At 48.1% G+C, this 17678-nt stretch carries 12 protein-coding genes; 8 read left to right on the top strand and 4 right to left on the bottom strand.

All coding sequences use genetic code 11. From position 1 onward, the window contains the following. Positions 1-3: 3 nt before the first annotated feature. The 4 genes from DW917_RS04575 to DW917_RS04560 form a co-directional block, all read right to left on the bottom strand. Entirely contained in the window at positions 4-2295 is a 2292-nt protein-coding gene (locus DW917_RS04575) for a DPP IV N-terminal domain-containing protein (RefSeq protein WP_233524631.1), read from the bottom strand. 122 nt (positions 2296-2417) lie between these two features. Then, positions 2418-3902 carry a class I SAM-dependent RNA methyltransferase gene (locus tag DW917_RS04570; protein WP_118116885.1) on the bottom strand — a complete coding sequence of 495 codons (1485 nt, stop codon included), beginning with the start codon at positions 3900-3902 and terminating at the stop codon, positions 2418-2420. Further along, the gene (gene epsC, locus DW917_RS04565) at positions 3886-4827 is read right to left on the bottom strand and encodes a serine O-acetyltransferase EpsC (protein ID WP_118116884.1); all 942 of its coding nucleotides are present in this window, start codon (positions 4825-4827) and stop codon (positions 3886-3888) included. The genes DW917_RS04570 and epsC overlap by 17 nt, the downstream gene beginning before the upstream one ends. Before the next feature lie 764 nt (positions 4828-5591). Next, complete coding sequence (locus DW917_RS04560) at positions 5592-6959, bottom strand: MATE family efflux transporter (protein ID WP_118116883.1); 1368 nt, start codon at positions 6957-6959, stop codon at positions 5592-5594. A gap of 343 nt (positions 6960-7302) precedes the next feature. Between DW917_RS04560 and DW917_RS04555 the strand changes: the two genes are divergently transcribed. From DW917_RS04555 to DW917_RS17170, 8 genes are all read left to right on the top strand, one after another. Then, positions 7303-8997, top strand: a complete 1695-nt coding sequence (locus DW917_RS04555; RefSeq protein ID WP_118116882.1) for an NTP transferase domain-containing protein — start codon at positions 7303-7305, stop codon at positions 8995-8997. Between the two features lie 249 nt (positions 8998-9246). Next, positions 9247-10155, top strand: coding sequence for a CDP-alcohol phosphatidyltransferase family protein (locus DW917_RS04550; RefSeq protein ID WP_118116881.1), 909 nt, complete (start codon positions 9247-9249; stop codon positions 10153-10155). Continuing rightward, complete coding sequence (locus tag DW917_RS04545) at positions 10148-11158, top strand: lysylphosphatidylglycerol synthase transmembrane domain-containing protein (protein ID WP_118116880.1); 1011 nt, start codon at positions 10148-10150, stop codon at positions 11156-11158. The genes DW917_RS04550 and DW917_RS04545 overlap by 8 nt, the downstream gene beginning before the upstream one ends. Beyond that, a complete protein-coding gene (locus tag DW917_RS04540; RefSeq protein ID WP_233524630.1) occupies positions 11148-11966 on the top strand; it encodes an HAD family hydrolase in 819 nt (272 codons plus the stop codon). The genes DW917_RS04545 and DW917_RS04540 overlap by 11 nt, the downstream gene beginning before the upstream one ends. Before the next feature lie 468 nt (positions 11967-12434). Further along, positions 12435-14987 carry a DUF5686 and carboxypeptidase-like regulatory domain-containing protein gene (locus tag DW917_RS04530; RefSeq protein WP_199545485.1) on the top strand — a complete coding sequence of 851 codons (2553 nt, stop codon included), beginning with the start codon at positions 12435-12437 and terminating at the stop codon, positions 14985-14987. 217 nt (positions 14988-15204) lie between these two features. Beyond that, a complete protein-coding gene (locus DW917_RS04525) occupies positions 15205-15843 on the top strand; it encodes a response regulator transcription factor (RefSeq protein WP_118116878.1) in 639 nt (212 codons plus the stop codon). Positions 15844-16406: 563 nt separating this feature from the next. Next, positions 16407-17429, top strand: coding sequence for a LacI family DNA-binding transcriptional regulator (locus DW917_RS04520; protein WP_118116877.1), 1023 nt, complete (start codon positions 16407-16409; stop codon positions 17427-17429). After that, the gene (locus DW917_RS17170; protein WP_370453514.1) at positions 17420-17617 is read left to right on the top strand and encodes a hypothetical protein; all 198 of its coding nucleotides are present in this window, start codon (positions 17420-17422) and stop codon (positions 17615-17617) included. Before DW917_RS04520 ends, DW917_RS17170 begins: the two co-directional genes overlap by 10 nt. Positions 17618-17678: the final 61 nt, after the last annotated feature.

The raw sequence follows: 17678 nt of genomic DNA, 5'->3' as shown, positions 1-17678 counted from the left end.
TATTTACTTGAGATAATCGAAGAAATAGTTGCTGATGCGCTCATGCAGGTGAGTGCTCTGGTGTCCGCGCATATTGTGAGGCTCACCTGGATAGACGAAGAAGTCTGGCTGAGTGCCGGCTGCGATGCAGGCCTTCAGGAAGGTGAGACAATGCTGAGGCACTACTGTTACGTCGTTGAGGCCCTGGATGATCTGCAGCTTGCCTTTCAGATTCTTGGCCTGATAGAGCAGAGAGGTCTTCTTGTAGCCCTCAGGGTTGGTCTGAGGAGTATCCATATAGCGCTCGCCATACATTACCTCGTACCAGTGCCAGTCGATGACTGGGCCACCTGCCACGCCTACCTTGAATACCTCTGGATAGTGGGTCATCAGCGAGATGGTCATGAATCCGCCGAAGCTCCATCCGTGTACTCCGATTCTGTCGGCATCCACGTATGGCAGGGTCTTCAGATATTCCACGCCCTGCATCTGGTCTTGCATTTCCACCTGTCCCAACTGGCGGAATGTAGCCTGCTCGAAAGCCTTGCCACGGTTCTCGCTGCCTCTGTTGTCGAGGATGAAGAGCAGGTATCCCTTCTCTGCCATGTAGGTTTCCCATCCGCGGCTGGAGTAGTTCCAGCGGGCATCCACATTGTGGGCGTGAGGACCACCATATACATATATTATAGTAGAATACTTCTTGTTAGGGTCGAAGTTCACTGGCTTCACCATGCGGTAGTAGAGGTCTGTCTCGCCGTCGTTGGCCTTGATGGAGCCGCAACTGTACTCTGGCACGTTGTATCCCTTCCAAGGGCTTTCGGCAGTGAAGTAAGCCGTGCGCTTGCCGTTGGCAGTATTTACGATAGCTATCTTGCGAGGCAGAGTAGGAGTGGAGTAGTTGTCGTAGATGTACTCTCCGTTCTGGCTCAGCGTAGCGTTGTGCCATCCCTTGCCGCAGTCGTCTATCATCTTTCGCTTGCCGGTCTTGGTATTCACGCTGAAGATGTTGCGCTGGATAGGTGAGCACTCGTTGCTGGCGATGATGATGCTCTTGGTCTTGGCATTGAAGCCGAGCACGTCCATCACTTCCCACTTGCCGCTTGTCAGCTGCTTGATTTCGAGCGACTCTGTGTTGCTTGCCATGCGGCTGCCGTGCTTGCCTAAGGTGCAGAGGTAGAGGTGGTTGTAGCCATCCTTGCGGCTCTGCATGATGAAGCTGCTGCTGTCCCAAGGCAGGAACTGGATAGGGTGGCATGGCTCTACGTATTTCTCGTCGGTCTCGCGGTACAGTTCGCCAGTCTTCTCACCCGTCTCTGCGCTGTAGGCAGTCAGGCGGCAGTCGTTCTGGTCGCGGTTCAACTCAAACATATAGATGGTCTTTTCGTCCGGGCTCCATGCGATATTGGTGAAGTAGCGGTCTGTAGGGTCGCCAGCTTTCAGATAGATGGTCTTTCCGGTGAGGCAGTCGAATACGCCTACGGTCACCTTGTGTGAGGTCTCTCCTGCCATCGGATATTTGTCTGGTGCCGGAGTGGCGATGCAGCTCTGAGTCTCTGGATGGTCGAATCCGATTTCCGGGATGTCCACCTGCGGATAGTCGGTCACCATGCTCTGATCCATGCGGTAGAATGCTAACTTCTCTCCGTTCGGGCTCCAGAATGTGCCCTTTGAGATGCCGAATTCATCGCGGTGAACGCTCTGTCCATATACGATTTCGCGGCTTCCGTCGGTAGAAATCTGGAAATCGTGCGATTTCTTGTCCTTGGTCATGGCATTGTAGTTGGCCACGTCGAAGGTGCGCACGTACAGGTTGCTGCCCTTGAGATAGGCAAATGCATTCTGCTGGGCATTGGCTTCCAGCAGGCTTTCGCCTTCAGCATATTCCATTTCGCTGATGAGCTTGTGCTTCTTGAAGTCGATGGTGAACAGCTTGCTGCCGTTGCTCACCATTACGATGCTTTTGCCTGCGAATGGGAACTGTGCATTGTAAAGAGCTCTTACCTTGATATCCTTGGTAGGTGCTATCCACTGGTTGATCTGGTCGATGCTGAAGAGCTTGGTCTCCTTGCCCGTCGCCTTGTTGACGAGATAGCAGGCGTTGATGTCCTGTCTTACGAGTTCATCGCCCCACCAGGTGCACCAGCGGTTTTTCGCTACCATGTTGCGGTAGTTGTTGCCTCCGAAGTTCAGGTCTTCCAGTGTGAAGGCCTTGTCTCCCTTCTGGGCAGCCACTACTGGGAATGTTTCTGTATGAGTCTTTGAAGCCTTGCCCTGTGCCGAAGCCTCGCCGGCATTCATTGCCATCATTGAAATCATAGCGGCGAAAGTTATTTTATAAATTGAATTCTTTAGAATCATACTTTTCTTTTAAAAAAAATATTTCTGTTATTTCCTCATCATGCAGTGTTTCGCTGCTTGAGGTCTTAACTTGTTCTTTCTTAATCCTCGTCGTAGTTGGAGAAGTCACGCTTTCCTCCGCGCTTGAAATCTCTGCCGCCCTTACGGTCGCCTTTGAATCCACGGCCTCCGCGCTTGTCGTCGTCATCATCGCCTCTGCGGCTGTCGCTGATGCGAGGCCTGCCTCCACGGCGAATTTCCTCGCGGCGCTTCTCGAAGTCCTCGAGTCGGTGGGTATGGAACTTGAATGAACGGATGTCGTCTTCCTCGTTTTCAGTCTCCTCAGTGATGCGCTTCTTGAATTCGCGTTCCTTCTTGAATCTGTGCTTCTGAGCCATCTCTTTCTTCTCGGCATCAGTCTTCACTACGCCGCCCTCAGAGCGGAAGTCCTTCATCTTGCCGTCGAACATTACGTACTTTCTGAATTCGCATTCCAGACTGCCGTTGAATACCGGAATCTTGATAGAAGGCTTCAATCCTATCTGCTCGAAACATTCCTCGCGGTAGCTCAGCACCCAAGCCTCGTTGCCGGCAAAAGCCTTCTTGAATCGCTCGCCTATCATCTTATAGGTGTTGAGGAGGTTAGGTGTAGAGATGCGCTCTCCGTATGGAGGATTCATCACGATGATGCTCTTCTCGGCAGGCTGCTGGAAGTCCTTGAAGTCCTGGTGCTGGATGGTGATATCCTTGGTGAGACCTGCTGCACGCACGTTGAGGTTGGCAGTGTTCACGGCCTTCATATCTACGTCGTAGCCGTAGATGTGATGCTCGAACTCGCGCTCCTGTGAGTCGTCGTTGTAGATGGCATCGAAGAGATCCTTGTCGAAATCATTCCACTTCTCGAATGCGAATTCCTTACGGAATACACCTGGAGAGATGTTGCGGGCTATCAGGGCAGCCTCGATGGCTATGGTGCCTGAACCGCACATTGGGTCGATGAAATCGCACTCGCCCTTCCAGCCGGTCATCAGGATCATGCCTGCTGCGAGCACCTCGTTGAGCGGTGCTTCTACCTGCTCCTGGCGGTATCCGCGGCGGTGGAGGCTCTCGCCACTTGAGTCGAGGCTCAGTGTGGCCTTGTCTTCAGCGATGTGGATATTGAGACGGATGTCTGGGTTGGAAACGCTGATGTTAGGACGTGTGCCCATCTTCTCACGGAACCAATCCACGATGGCATCCTTTACCTTATAGGTTACGAATCGGGAGTTGCGGAATTCCTCTGAATAGACTACAGAATCTACCGAGAAAGTCTTCTTTACGTCGAGGATGTCGTCCCACTTGATTTTCTGCACCTCGTCGTAAACTTCCTCTGCGCTACGAGCCTTGAAGTGCTTGATAGGCTTGAGAATACGGATGGCAGTGTGCAACTGGAAGTTGGCACGATACATCATTTCCTTGTCGCCTGTGAAAGATACCATGCGGCGACCTATTTGTACATTGTTGGCACCCAGCTGGGTGAGCTCCTCAGCCAAGACTGGTTCCAGACCCATAAAGGTCTTGGCAATGAGTTCAAATTCCTGTTCCATTATTGAATTCTATATCTAATAAACTTTGTTTTTCTTTCTTATACTTTTTTGTTTTCGGCTGCATATCCTTGGTCACCCATACGTTGGCTCCCACTACGCATCCCTTGCCGATAGTGATTCTGCCCAGGATGGTGGCGTTGGCATATACGATGACGTCGTCTTGCAGGATAGGGTGGCGAGGTATTCCCTTGATAGGGTTGCCGTCCTTGTCGAGCGGGAAACTCTTGGCTCCGAGGGTTACGCCCTGATAGAGTTTCACATTGTCTCCGATGATGCAGGTGGCTCCTATCACTACACCCGTACCGTGGTCGATGGTGAAGTGCTTGCCGATGGTGGCTTCCGGGTGGATGTCGATGCCCGTTTCAGAGTGGGCCAGCTCGGTCATCATTCTCGGTATCAGCGGTACGCCTAACTTGTAGAGCTCATGCGCCAGTCGGTAGTTGGTGATGGCTTTGATGACGGGGTAGCAGGAGATTATCTCTCCCTGGCTCACAGCCGCCGGATCGCCCTCGTAGGCAGCTTCTATGTCTGTGGCGAGTATCTTTCTGAGTCTCGGAAATTCCATGATGGCTTTGGCGGCGATGACTCCGGCTTTGGCCCTCTGGTGCTGCAGTTCAGCAGGGGTTTCGTGCTCGCAGTTGTTGGCAAAACAGAGACCGGCAAGAATCTGTTCGCTTAGCTTTTCATAGAGTTTTTCAACTCTTACTCCGATGTGATACTTGATGGTGGAGATATTGACGGATGAGTTGCCGAAATATCCCGGGAAAAGGATGGAGCGAGACAGACTGATGATTTCTTCGAGCGCCTTGCCCGAAGGGAGTGGATTTCCGTCTCGATGCTGATGAAACAGACCTTTCAGTGACTCTGGGCATGAAAGTTCCTCGATGGTCTCAGTCAGCTGATGAGTTAATGTATCTTTACTCATTGTTATTCAGTGTGTCAATAAATTCGTTGCAAAATTACAATAAAAGATTGAAATCTCCAAATCAAAAAGCCGAGATAAGCGATTTTTTTTCAAAACTGACTTTAAAAATATGTTAAAGGGTAGAATATTGGGGATATTTTGCTGGATTTGCTTGTTTTTCGTGTGTTTTTTGAGCATTAGGGATGTGGTGTGGCTGTGGGCTTTGCTTGTAGGATGTTTGTGGGCTTTGCTTGTTCTTGAGTCTTTTCTTGAGGGATTTGGTAATGTTGGAGAGTGAATATAGCCTGCTCGAAAAGAGAAAGCTGCCTGCTCGGTTAGAGAAAGTAGTCTGCTAGAAAAGAGAAAGTAGCCTGCTTGGATAGAGAAAGCAACTTCCCGGAATAGATTATAACTATTGCTTGGATAGATGGTCTGAAGATTTTTTAATGTAAATATTTTATAAAATCAGAGTGGAAAATCTCTCAGAGAAAACATAGCGATGTCAATTTCAGTAATTTCAGTTTTTAAAATGACATTGCTTTTTGGTACTTATAGATATTGCCTCCTATGGTGCTTTGATTTACTTCAGAGAATTCTTGTTTTTTGTACCTTAGTTTTAAATTGTAAGTGTATAATTATGCTTTGTATTATGTATTATACATGCATAATTGCAATAATATGCGGTCTTTTGAAAAGACAGTAATACTTTTCTTTATGTGAAGAATTTTTAGATTTGTCAGTTTTCTTTGATTATTTATGTAGTTTGTTCTTCACCAGTTTTTGAGTTATTCTACCGGAATCTCTCCTGTTTTCTTTAATCTGTTCATATCCCGAAAAGCACTCCAGGCGATAGGAATGGCCATGGTAAAGCTGCATGCATCTGCCCAAGCCTGACACATTTCCACGCCCAGCAGACCAAAGAAATGAGGCAATATAAAGATGAGTGGGATGAAGAAAAGCCCGCTTCTGGCTGCTGCTACAAGATTGGCACGGATAGGTTTGCGGATGGTCTGCATCAGCATATTGGTGAGTACAATGGTTGATACAAGCGGGAAGCTGAGCACCTGCCATTGCAGAGCTGCAGCTCCTACATGGATCACGTCTGGATCGCTACGGAACAGGCTGATGATGGACTCGGAGAAAACAAAGCCTGCCAGCGCACATACAGAGAGAAATACTGTACCGCATTTGATACAGAAATAGAAGGCTTCCTTCACTCGCTGGTACAGATGGGCGCCATAGCAGAAACCGCAGAGTGGCTGGAAGCCCTGTCCCAGTCCGATGACGATTGCATAAGTGAAGAAAGAGATGCGCGTTACGATGCTCATGCCAGCAATGGCAGCATCTCCGTAGGCTCCGGCTGCCACGTTGAGCAGGATGGTGGATACACTGCCCAATCCTTGACGCGAAAGGGAAGGAGTTCCGCCAAAAATGATTTCCTTCGCAAGTTGTTTATTAGGAGTAAAGTCTTTCAGGCGGATTCTGATATTCTGCCCCCTTCTACTCATCAAAAAGAGCATCAGGCAACCGAAAGTCTGGCTGATGAGGGTGGCAATGGCGGCTCCGGTAATGCCCATACAGAAGTAGATGATGAGCAGCGGAGCGAGTACCAGATTGAGCAAAACTCCCGACAGGATGCCCTTCATCGCCGACATTGTGTTGCCCTGAAAACGCATCTGATTGTTCAGTGTGAGCGACATTGTCATTAAGGGTGCGCCGAGCATGACGATGCCTAAGTAGCGCTCTGTATAGGGCAGGATGGTGGGTGTGGAACCCAGGAAGATGGCGAGCGGAGTGATGAAAATCTGTCCCAGGATGGCGATGAGAAGCCCGGCAAAGAAGCTCAGTATAAAGCCCGTAGAGGCCATCTGCTCTGCTTTCCGGTGCTCCTTGGCTCCCAACTGGCGGGAAATATAATTGCCTGAGCCGTGACCGAAGAAGAAGCCTACTGCCTGAATGATGGCCATCACCGAGAAGGAAATGCCCACGGCAGCTACGCTTTGCGTATTGATAGTGCCCACGAAATAGGTGTCGGCGAGGTTGTACATGCTCGTCGACAGCATACTGATGATTGTAGGGATTGCCATCGTGAAAATGACTCTATGAACTGATGCATGAGTCAGGAAAGTGTAGTTGTCTCTCTCTCTTTTCATGCTGCAAAGGTAAGAAGTTTTGTCGTAAGAGCCAAGAAAGTATGTTTAAATTATCTGAAATGAAAAATAATTTAGTTATTTAGGTTTTATTCTTGCGGACAAGTGTTTGTCGTATCAGAAATTTATTGTACCTTTGCATCCGTTAAAAATATTAGTTTGTATTATAAAAGGGGTGTCTGCGTCTCTATGAATGTTGTTTCGTATCCAAAGTATGTTCAAAATACAGGAGTACTGATACGTTCCTTTATATACATTCTTTAAAAGGAATACGTTCTATAAAAAGGAATACATTTCCTTTGAGAGGAATCGATTCTATAAAAAATATATTAAACAACAATATAATATGAAGTTTGCAATTATTGCTGCCGGTGAGGGCAGTCGCCTTGCGCAGGAAGGCGTAGAGGAGCCAAAGCCCTTAGTTTCTGTATGTGACCAGCCGATGATAGAGCGCCTGATGCGTATCTTCGTGGATTGTGGAGCATCGGAAATCGTGGTCATCATCAACAAACAGAGTACCAGCGTGCACCGTTATCTGAAGTCGCTGGATCTGCCTGTGCCGCTCAAAATCATTGTGAAAACTACCCCAAGCTCTATGCACAGCCTTCATGCCCTGTCGCCTTATCTCAGGGGTGAACGCTTCTGCCTGACTACTGTTGATACGATTTTCCGTGAAGAGGAATTCAAGAAATATATCCGCCATTTTGAGCGCGTCAAAGATATCGACGGCTGCATGGCTGTGACTCCTTACGTGGACGACGAGAAGCCTCTCTGGGTAGGCGTGAAGGAGCAGACCGGCGTGGAGGGCGAGAGCCTCATAGACCAGCAGGGATACCGATACAAGCCGCTCATCACCGGTTTTCACGACCAGTGCGAGGGCGACGATCATCTGATTTCTGGTGGCATCTACTGTCTGGGCGACAAGGCCCTGGATGTGCTCGATCATTGTATGGAGCAGGGCATGAGCCGAATGCGCAACTTCCAGCGCCAGCTTGTGGCTGAAGGTCTGCGCCTGGAGGCTTATCCTATCGACAAGATTCTCGATGTGGATCATAAGGAGGATATCGCCAAGGCAAGAAAATTCCTGTTGCCTTTGGAAGGCAAGATTATCGATGGTATCATGCGCGATAGCAGTTTCTCACCCAACTGTGTAAATAGCGACGCTGCCATCTTTAATGCTGTGAGTGAGCAACTGAAGGCTCTCGGAGCGACAGTTTATCCATGCCGTGAGTATTCTAATGATGAGCAAGTTAGTCACTTTACAAAGCCTGAAGAGTATTCTGAGTTTATGAACACGGTTTGGTTTGTGAACGATGTGGCTGGCTATTTCAGTATGGCTCGCAGCAACAATGCACTCAAGATGTTGGAAGTAGCTATGGCCGATGGCCTTCCGGGACTGAACACTCCGGTGGGCGTGATGAACTGCGTGAGATCGGAGATGACCAGCCTGCTGATGGAGGACGGTATCCCGATGCCGAAGAGCAAGATAGTGGAATCTTTTGATGGTCTGGGCGACTGGGATATCTATCCATGCTGGCTGAAGCGTGGGAATGCCTGTGCACAGCAGAAGGAGGATACCTGCTATGTGGAGACCCGCGAGGAAGCTGAGAAGGTATTGCAGAGTTTCGATATGAGAAACATTTCTCCGGTGGTTCTCAATGAACATCTGAAGGGCGACCTCGTGAAGTTTTATGGCGTGGAAGGCACTGATTTCTTCTACTGGTTCTATCCGTCAAAGTGCGGTCATCGCAGCAAGTTCGGTCTTGAAGTAATCAACGGCGATGCGCAGGGTATTCCATTCGTGGTGGAGGATTTGAAAAAGACTGCCGACAGGGCTGCCACGGTGCTCGAGACTCCTATCTACGGCGGCGACTGCATCATAGCCGAGGATGGCAGTTTCAGAATTATCGACTTCAACGACTGGCCAAGCTTCGCTCCTTGCCGTGATGCTGCTGCTTATTATATAGCCAAGCGTCTCTGCATGGAATTCGAAAAGCATCCGTTTATTGAGAATGTAACGGATTTCGAGAAAGCAGAATAAAAAAGGGAATCTCAGAGTTTATCTCTCGTGGAAAACCCTGAGATAATCTCTTTCTGAAGTCCTTGAGATGATCTCTTTCAGAGGTCCTTGAGATTGTTTCTTGCGAAGGTCTCAGAGATTGTTTCTTGTGAAGATCTCAGAGTTTATCTCTTTCGGGAATCCAGTAAATATAGAAAAAAAGAAAATCCTTTATAATATATAAATAGGTATAGCGATAATATATAAATAGGTATAGTAATTCAAAAAGAAATGGCAAATCAGGAATATCAAGCTTCTCTGAAGTCTGCAGACACCGAGGAGCATATTGACATTTATTTCTATCGCCCGATAGGCTATCAGTGGGCGAGATTTTTCAGAATGCTGCACGTTACGCCGAATGTAGTAACCATCCTTTCTATCTTCCTGGGCGTGGGAGCGGGTATCTGCTTCGGTTTCAACGATTTGAAAATCAATATCGTGGGCATTCTGCTGCTCGTATGGGCGAATATGTACGACAGTTGTGATGGACAGCTGGCGCGACTCACCAATCAGAAAAGTGCGCTGGGACGTATCCTCGACGGTGCTGCCGGCGACCTGTGGTTCATCTCCATCTATGTCTGCATCTGCATCCGTCTGATGCCAGAGTGGAGCTTCTGGATATGGGGACTGGCTGCCGTGAGCGGTCTGCTCTGCCACTCCCGCCAGTGCCGTCTGGCCGACTACTATCGCCAGATACACCTTTTCTTCCTGAAGGGCAAGGAGGGGAGCGAGATGGATGATGCCATCAAGCAGGTGGCTATCTACAAGCAGATGAAGTGGAAAAGGGAGCCGCTGCAGAAGTTCTTCCAGTTCTTCTACAAGAACTATACGCTGGCGCAGGAGAAGGAGACACCATGGTTTCAGAAACTCAAGAAAACCATTCGCCACAAGTATCCTAACCAGTTGCCGGATAATCTGCGTGCCGACTTCCGCAAGGGCAGTCTGCCGCTGATGAAGTATGCCAACTTCCTGACTTTCAACTGGCGCAGCTTTACGCTCTTTGCGAGCATCCTGGTGGGTATGCCTTGGATATACTTCTGTGTGGAGATTGTGGTCTTCACAGCCGTATATTTCTATATGCATTATCGCCACGAAAAGCTCTGTTGTGAGATTTTAGTTAAAATAGCTTCTTATGAATAATCGGTTCAGAAATATCTTCATGGCCTTCGGTATCATCGCCATCGTCATCATGCTCTGTACGATGGATATGGACTATACCGACATCTGGCGCTATCTGAAGCAGGCGGGCATCTACTTTCCGCTGATACTCGCCCTGTGGCTGGCGGTGTATATGGTGAACACGCTCTCTTGGTATCTCATCATCAATGACGAGGGCAAGGTGAAGGGGCTTTCCTTCTGGCGCGTGTACAAACTGACCGTGAGCGGATTTGCACTCAACTATACTACGCCCTGCGGACTGATGGGCGGCGAGCCTTACCGCATCATGGAGCTGAAGCCTTATACGGGAGTGAGCAAGGCCACCTCGTCGGTTATCCTCTATGTGATGATGCACATCTTCTCGCATTTCTGGTTCTGGTTCTTGTCGATATTCCTCTTCGTGGCAATGTATCCGGTAGGCGTTCCGATGGGCATCATGCTGGTGCTGATAGGCGCTTTCTGCCTGCTGGGCATCTACTTCTTCTCTCGCGGTTATCGCACGGGCATGGCTCAGAAGGGCATCCGAATCCTTACGCATATCCCGATGGTGAAGAAATGGGCGAGAGGCTTTGCGGAATCTAAGAAGGAAACGCTGGAGCAGATAGACGACCAGATAGCGATGCTCCACGGTCAGCACAAGCGCACGTTCTATCTCTCGTTGTTTTCCGAGGTGGCAGCACGCGTGCTTCAGAGTGTGGAAATCTATCTCATCCTGAAGGCTTTCGCTGCGGATGTGAACATTCTCGACAGTATTCTGATATTGGCATTCTCTTCGCTCTTCAGCAATCTCATCTTCTTCTCTCCGATGCAGTTGGGAGCGCGTGAGGGTGGTCTGGCTCTGGCGGTGGACGGGCTGCATCTTACGGGTGCATTAGGCGTCTATACGGGTCTCATTACCCGCCTTCGAGAGTTGTTCTGGATAGCTGTCGGCATCCTGCTTATCAAGATAGGAAATAAGGATTTGAAACAGAAAAATGATGAATAAGAAACTGGATGTAAAGGGAATTATTTTCGACTATGGCGGTACGCTCGATACAAGGGGCGACCACTGGTCGGAGGTGTTGTGGAAAGGCTACGAGCACTTCGGTATCGGCGTGAATGCTGATGAGGAGGTGGAGCCGGGTGTATCCATCGGCAAGTCTTCTTTCCGCGATGCTTACGTGTATGGTGAGCGTGTGCTGGCAGTGCATCCACTGGTGAAGGCTGAGGACCACTTCGAGGATATCCTCCGCATGAAGATACATTTCCAGTTGTCTTTCCTCGCCAGTGCACCTTTGTTGGAAACCGGTAAGGACGATGCCCTGAAGCAGCAGGCTCTTGCTGAAAGGCTCGAGTTGAGTGAGTCGGAGATAGCAGAAATCTCTGCATCGATGGCTGCCTATATCAATAGTGAGACCCAGCAGCTTTTGGCCGAAAACAAACAGGTGTTGGAGCATCTGAAGCAGGCGGGTTATCCGATGGTTCTTGTGTCCAATTTCTATGGCAATATCAATCAGGTGTTGAAGGATGCGGGCATCGATGGTTATTTCAGTCGCGTCATAGAGTCGGCGGTAGTGGGTGTTCGCAAGCCAAATCCTGCTATCTTCGCCCTGGGTGTCTGTGCTTTGGATTTGCCGGCTTCGCAGGTGCTAGTGGTGGGAGATACCTTCAGCAAGGATATTCTTCCTGCCTGTCAGCTGGGTTGCCATACATTGTGGATCAAGGGGTTGCAATGGGAAAAGAAGGAATACGATGAGAGTGTGCCTGACGGGCTTCTGACGAAACTCTCTGATATGGAGGCTTATCTGCTGTAATACATTGCTTGAGGTGGGCTGATGGCTCTCTCTCTTGAGCTCAGTTGGTTCTTTCTCTCTCTCTTGAGTTTAGTAGGTTCCTTCTCTCCCTCTCTTGAGTTCAGTTGGTTCCTTCTCCCTCTTCTTGAGTTCAGTTGGTTCCTTCTCTCTCTCTCTCTTGAGTTCAGTTGGTTCCTTCTCCCTCTCTTGAGTTCAGTTGCAGACTTATTTTTTAAGTTGAATTTTAGATTCAGCGATATCAATATCAGTAATATCAGTTTTAATTTGGATATAAATCTGAAAAAATAGGCGGCAAAGCATTTAAATCTTATAAAAAACTTAAATTACTAAATAGTTTTCGCAGATTTTCAGAAGAATATTCTTAACTTTGCAGCCAGAAATAGAAAGTTGACGAAAAAACAGTTAGTAGTCAAGAGTTAAGTTAAGGGTGGGGCATCGCAGTTATGCCCTCCTATATATTAATAAGGTATGAAGGTTTTTAGAAAATTGTATTTTGTAGTTGTGCTGCTGCTGGTTTCTACACTCCAGCTGATGGCCCAACAAAAGATAACAGGACGAGTCATAGATGAGGATGGATTTGCCGTTTCCTATGCCAGCGTGCAATATCGCGGGCATAAGATAGCCGTGTCCAGCGACAGTCAGGGTAAGTTCTCCATCGAGAAACATCCAGGCTGGGTGCTCACAGTATCTGCCCTGAGCTACAAGTCGCAGACCATCAGCGTAAACGAGAAAATGGATTTCATAGAAGTAAAGCTGAAGGACGACAGCCATAAGCTCAACGAGGTGGTGGTGAAGACCAAGCGAAGCAAATATAGTCGTAAGGACAACCCTGCCGTGGAGCTGATGAGGCGAGTGATAGCTGCCAAGAAAAAGACCGATCTCAGCAATCATGATTACTATCAGTATGACAAGTATCAGAAGATAACGCTTGCCCTCAACGACCTAAAGAAAGAGCAGCTGGAAGGCAAGTTCTTCAGCAAGCGACAGTATCTTCTGGACCAGGTAGAGACCTCTCCCTATAACGGAAAGCTGACCCTTCCGGTGAGCATCGACGAGACGGTTTCGCAGCACATCTATCGCAAGGATCCGAAGACAGAGAAAGACATCATCAAGGGCCAGCAGAGCAATGGTATCGGACAGGTAATCCAGACCGGCGAGATACTCAATACAGCCCTCAAGGATGCCTTCACCGATGTGGATATCTACGACGACTACGTGCGCCTGCTGCAGTATCCGTTCCCTTCGCCTATCGGTAGAACGGGCATCTCCTTCTATCATTATTATATAGAAGACACGGTGTATGTAGAGCGAGACCTCTGCTATCATCTCCAGTTTATACCTGCCAATTCGCAGGACTTCGGCTTCCGTGGAGAGCTGTACGTACTCGCAGACAGTTCGCTGCACGTGAAGAAATGCAATCTCTACATGCCTCACAATACCGACGTGAACTATGTGAAGAATATGAAGATAGAGCAGGAATACACCAGGCTCGACAACGGCGAATGGGTGCTCTCGAAAGACGATATGATAGCCGAACTGCATGTGAACAGTATGCTGCAAGACCTGCTCGTGGTGAGGAACACCCGACTTACCGACTATGCCTTCGATGAACTACCGAAGATACTCTTCAAGGGTAAGGCCAAGGTAAGGCACGATATGGATGCCATGAACCGCGACGAGGCCTACTGGAACAAATACAGGCAGGTGGACCTCACAAAGAGTGAATCGTCGATGGATAGCTTTATCCACCGCATGGAAAACTCGAAGGGATTCAAGTATATCATCTTCTTCGTGAAGGCCCTGATGGAGAACTACGTGGAGATAGGTGGCGGTACGGACGGCAAGAAGAGCAAGTTCGATCTCGGACCGGTGAACACCTATATCTCTAAGAACTTCGTGGATGGTATCCGACTGCGACTGGCCGGTAGAACCATGGCTGCCCTCAATCCGCATTTCTTCTGGGACGGATATGCAGCCTACGGTACCAAGAGCAACGACTGGTACACGGGCAATATCTTCACTTACTCGCTCAACAAGAAGAAGAACAGTCCGTTTGAATTCCCGATGCGCAACCTCACTTTCGAGGTGGCCCGAGATGTGACTTCTCCTTCAGACGAGAACCTGCTGCACAATAAGGACAACTTCTTCATGACCTTCCGTGCAGCAACTCAGGACGAGATGTTCCTCTACCACCGCCAGAAGTTGGCATTCACTTACGAGACCGACTGGGGCTTCCGATTCAATACGAGTCTCCGCTTCCAGAGCAACCGCACGGTGGGCAATCTCCACTACTATCATCTGGATGGTACCGAGGTGAAGAAGATCCGCATGACCGACCTCAACGTGGGCATCAACTATAATCCGGGTGTTACCTATGTGAATACCAAGCAGCAGCGACTGCCAATCAATCTCGACAGTCCGGAAATCGGACTTTCGCACACGATGGGCTTCAGGGGCTTCATGGGCGGTCAGTATCACAGCAACATCACCAAGTTGAGCATCTACAAGCGCCAGTGGCTCGGCAGTTGGGGTTATCTCGACTTTCATGCCATCGGACAGGCACAGTGGAACAAGGTGCCGTTCCCGATGCTCATCCTGCCTCCTATCAACCTCTCTTACTTTGAGCAGGAGACAACAATCAGTTTGATGAAAGACTGGGAATTCCTCAACGACCGCCAGGTGTTCTGGGCACTCTCTTGGGATATGAACGGCAAGCTGCTCAACCGCATTCCGCTCATCAAGAAACTCAAGTGGCGCGAGTGGTTTGCCATCAAGGGCGTGTGGGGCCATCTTACCGACAAGAACAATCCATATCTGGAGAAGAACCAGGGAGACGAAAGGCTGTTTAAGTTCCCTAAAAACTCTCATGTGATGAATGATACACCTTACTGGGAGTGCGTGGCAGGTGTGCACAACATCTTCAAGTTCTTCTCTGTAGAGTATGTGAGACGACTCACCTATCTGAATAACAACAACATCGACAAGTGGGGTATCCGTTTCGGCTTCATGATGTCGTTCTGATATACGAGAAAAATAACCCATAGGCGACTCCTCAAAGTTGCCTATGGGTCGTTTTGCATTATAGAGATATATCAATGGTATAAAAAACGAATAAATATCAGTTGAATATCGAACCGGTATCATCATCCTCCAAATCAATCGGGGAGCGATGGCTACAGTGCGCAAACAGAATATATAAGGAGAATAACAACATAAAAAAATAGGAGAGAATATAACTATGAGAATTTTATTAGCAGACAGACAGGACATCACCCGTGCGGGCATGATATACGTGCTGCAGGGGATGGAAGGACTGGAATGGAAATATACGGATGACAAGGCCGAACTGATGCTGGCGCTGAAGGAGAACGACGATACGGTAGTGGTCTTAGACTACACTTCATTCGATATCAACGATGCCGATGAACTGCTGATACTCCAGCAGCGATTCACTCACACACGCTGGCTGCTCTTCAGCGAAGATCTGAGTGCCGAGCTGGTAAGGGTATTGATAGCCAGTAGCATGCAGTTCAGTATTCTGCTGAAGGAGTGTCCGCTTTCAGAAATCAAGGAAGCCATCAAGTTCTGCGTGCATGGCAATCGGTTCATCTGTCAGCGCATGATGGAAGTGCTTCTGGCTCCTAAGCATGAGGTAGAGGAGAAGGTTAACCTGACGAAGACAGAGACGGAGATACTGAAAGACATCGCTCTCGGCATGACGACCAAGGAAATAGCAGACAAGCGATTCTCAAGTTTCCATACCGTGAACACCCATCGCAAGAATATCTTCCGCAAGCTAAATGTGAACAATGTTCATGAGGCTACCAAGTATGCGCTGAGGGCAGGACTCGTGGATACTGCAGAATACTATATCTGATTTTGGGAGAAAGTTCTTCTGAAAATAGTAGATTATTCTGAAAAGGAGTTCGGAGAAAGAAACTAAAGATAATTCTCAAGGGGAACCTCACGGGGTCTCCTCGAAAGTTTCTCGCGGTTCTCTTCAAGGGATTCTCAAGAGGACTCTTCAAGAGGCTCCTCGGAAGTTTTTTTCAAAAAATAAGAGGATAAGTTCTCGAAAGAGGATTAAAAAAGATTCTTCAAGGAATTCAGAGTAAATCCAGAATAAGAGAGAAATCAGAAGAGAGAATTCAGAAAAAAATAGGCTTAAACTTGTCCTCACGACAAATCTAAGCCTTACCTGTTTCTAACTAACTTATTATCAACTATTCATTACTTTCATTTGCAAAATTAGTACATTTTTAGTGATAATCTTTCTAAATTTGTGAAAAAACACACGTAAACGTTTGCGCCTTTAGAGAAAAAATACTATCTTTGCAGAGGAAAAAGTGTACTCACTGGTTTGATAAAGTTTTTACTAAACAAAGATGCTTGTGAGGTGTAATTAAATGAACTCTTATTTGACTACAAATCAGCAACTATATGAAACAACGTAGAACCTCTTTGAAGGATTTGGCAGCCCAGCTTGGTGTCAGCATTGCTACCGTTTCACGGGCTTTGCGCAACAGCCACGAAGTGGGCGAGGAGATGACCAAGAAGGTCAAAGATCTGGCCAAGGAACTCAATTATAGACCTAACCCGTTTGCGCAGAGCCTCCGCAAGGAAGCACCGCACGTGATAGGTGTCATCGTCCCTAATCTGGTGACCCACTACTATGCTGCCGTTCTCGATGGTATAGAAGATTATGCAACCAAACACGGTTATTCCGTTATCAGTGCCAACAGTCATGAAGATTATGAGCGAGAGGTAATGGCACTCGACAACTTCCTCAATATGCACGTGGAAGGCATCATTGCCTGTCTGGCGCAGGATACCATAGACTATTCTCATTTCGAACAACTTCATAAGATGTCCATCCCGCTTGTATTCTTCGCCCGCTGCTGTTTGGAAGACAAGTTCTCTCAGGTGGTAGGAAATGGAGATGTGGCAGCGCAGGAAGCCACGCAGCACCTCATCGAAACCGGTTCGAAACGTATCGCATTCATCGGCGGTCCTAACCATCTCGATATGGTGCGCCGCCGCAAGCACGGCTATCTGGAGGCTCTCAGAGATAATCATATTCCGATAGATAGAAACCTGGTTGTCTGTGACAAAATTGATTTCGATGTGGCCCGCAACGCAACTCTGAAACTCCTGGAGGGCGACAATCGGCCGGATGCAATCTTAGCTTTCAACGATATCATCACCTATGCAGCCTTTGACGCCATCAAGGCCAAAGGGCTTCGCATTCCGCAGGATGTTGCCATCATCGGCTTTACGGATGGAGACACGGCTGCCTTCGTTACTCCTCGTCTCACAGCCATCATGGACAAAGCCCACGAACAGGGAACCAAGGCATGCGAACTCCTGATGAGAAGTATCAATGGAGATGAGAAGATATATAAAGAGGTGGTGCCGATGATTCTGAAAATCAGAGAAAGTTCTGAAAAACAGGAATCGCTATAAAACGACTGATTTTCTTCTCATCTGATGCCCACATTCTTGGAACAGATAATGGATGCCAAACCTCTTTAGAGCGTTTTACCGGTCCGAAGCGTAAGGCTTTCTTTGGAAAATGCATCGTAGTTCTGAAGGGAAAAGGTACACTTAAAGCACAGGCGCCTGACTTGAAAGAAGCAATGTTGAAGTTCTGAAATAGAGGTTGTTACACGCTAACAAAACTGTTTTTTTATTTTTCACAATATCTTTAAAAAA

The sequence above is a fragment of the Prevotella sp. AM42-24 genome, assembly GCF_003461825.1.
In the GTDB taxonomy this organism is placed as follows: domain Bacteria; phylum Bacteroidota; class Bacteroidia; order Bacteroidales; family Bacteroidaceae; genus Prevotella; species Prevotella hominis.
This window is presented reverse-complemented; position numbering and strand designations above follow the sequence as displayed.